Source organism: Bartonella sp. AP7XZML, from assembly GCF_042195745.1.
Lineage (GTDB): Bacteria > Pseudomonadota > Alphaproteobacteria > Rhizobiales > Rhizobiaceae > Bartonella.
In genome coordinates this window covers 1-1,309 of the sequence record NZ_JBHIOT010000088.1, presented here as the reverse complement: position 1 = coordinate 1,309, position 1,309 = coordinate 1, and the positions used below count along the sequence as shown (strand labels likewise).

2 protein-coding genes are annotated in these 1,309 nt (G+C 34.1%); one reads left to right on the top strand and one right to left on the bottom strand.

Features of this window, described 5'->3' with window-relative positions:
- Positions 1-824, top strand: an 824-nt coding sequence (locus ACFILT_RS06950) for a hypothetical protein (protein WP_375679807.1), incomplete at its 5' end; no start/stop codon positions are given.
- Positions 825-832: 8 nt separating this feature from the next.
- Here ACFILT_RS06950 and ACFILT_RS06945 read toward each other — a convergent pair.
- On the bottom strand, positions 833-1,285 hold the full coding sequence (locus ACFILT_RS06945; RefSeq protein WP_375614814.1) for a hypothetical protein: 453 nt from the start codon (positions 1,283-1,285) through the stop codon (positions 833-835).
- Positions 1,286-1,309 lie beyond the last annotated feature (24 nt).

Here is a 1,309-nt window from a genome sequence, read left to right as displayed (position 1 = left end):
TGAAAAAGTATCCTCCCAACGATTCTAAAAAAGTGGGGGGAGTTATGATGCAAGAATGGATAGTTGATAAGGTTGTATTCTTATTGCACCGGATAAATGATAGTGCTGTATTTTTGCTGCACTGGATAAGTGATAATCTTACGATTGCTCCTATTATTGCTACGATAGTTACTGGAATGGTGACACTTTTTGTGCAACAACGAAGCTTAAAAAAACAACTTAAAATCTTCCAACGACAAACTATAGCATCAGAAACCCAGACAGCTATTCTATTAGAAGATAAAAAAGCACGAGATTTGGGACCATATTTGAAATTGAAGGCAGTATTCTTCCCACAAAAATATGAAGGCACTTCACGCGTTAGGGTGAAATTATGCATTAAAAATCTTACTAGAGAAGATATAATGATAAGGAATATACGCATATCGAAAAAAAGTCCCTTTAAGTTTGTTAAAAATGCTTGCCCTTTCGTTAGATGGCCATCTAAAACTTCAGGTGAACACCTCGTCATTAAAAGAACAACTCCAAAGCTCATTGCTTTATGTCCCCAAAATATAAAATCAAATGCTTCATCAGAGTTCGCTTTGAATTTTTTTATTATACGTGCTAAATGCTACACTTTTTTAGATTTCATAATTAGCTGCCGTAAGCCTAATTCCCGCAACATTGCAAATTTTACACTTGACCACACTTCGATTGTTAACCCAGAGGAAACATTCACTGTTCATTTTTGGGCCTCATATCCACGCTCAAAAGATACATATGATGAATTTGGCTCTGAATATTCCTTTTTGGCTGATAATCCTCATTTGTGGTTTTTTTGATGCCAAAATTAAAAGCATTCTCCTGCAAAAGTAAAATCGATCAATCTTGGTTCTTCTTTTTTGTTAATTAAGCAAATGATTTTATTATTTAATTTATTAATTAGCTCCATTTGTGAAGCCAACTTTAATCTTTGTTCATACAGTGTCTTATTTTTTTGCTTAATTAAAGAGAATAGGTTTTCAAGTACTACTTGCTGTTGTTCAATTGACTTATCTCGCTCTGCAAGAGTGGCTTCATGCCATCTCATCCAACTATCAAATTTTGACTTATGCCATTCTTCTCGTTTTTTAAGAATTGTTGTGTGAGTTTCGTGTCGTTTCACAAGATCTTCTATGCTACAATCACGATCCGGTATCCGTACAAATTCTTTCACCAATCTATCTCCATTCTTCATTTTCGAATTACAACCTATTAATCTACAAAGCTGCGTATAGAGTTTCTTCAATATTCCGTTTCTCATGATCTTTCTCTTTAAACCTGTGAA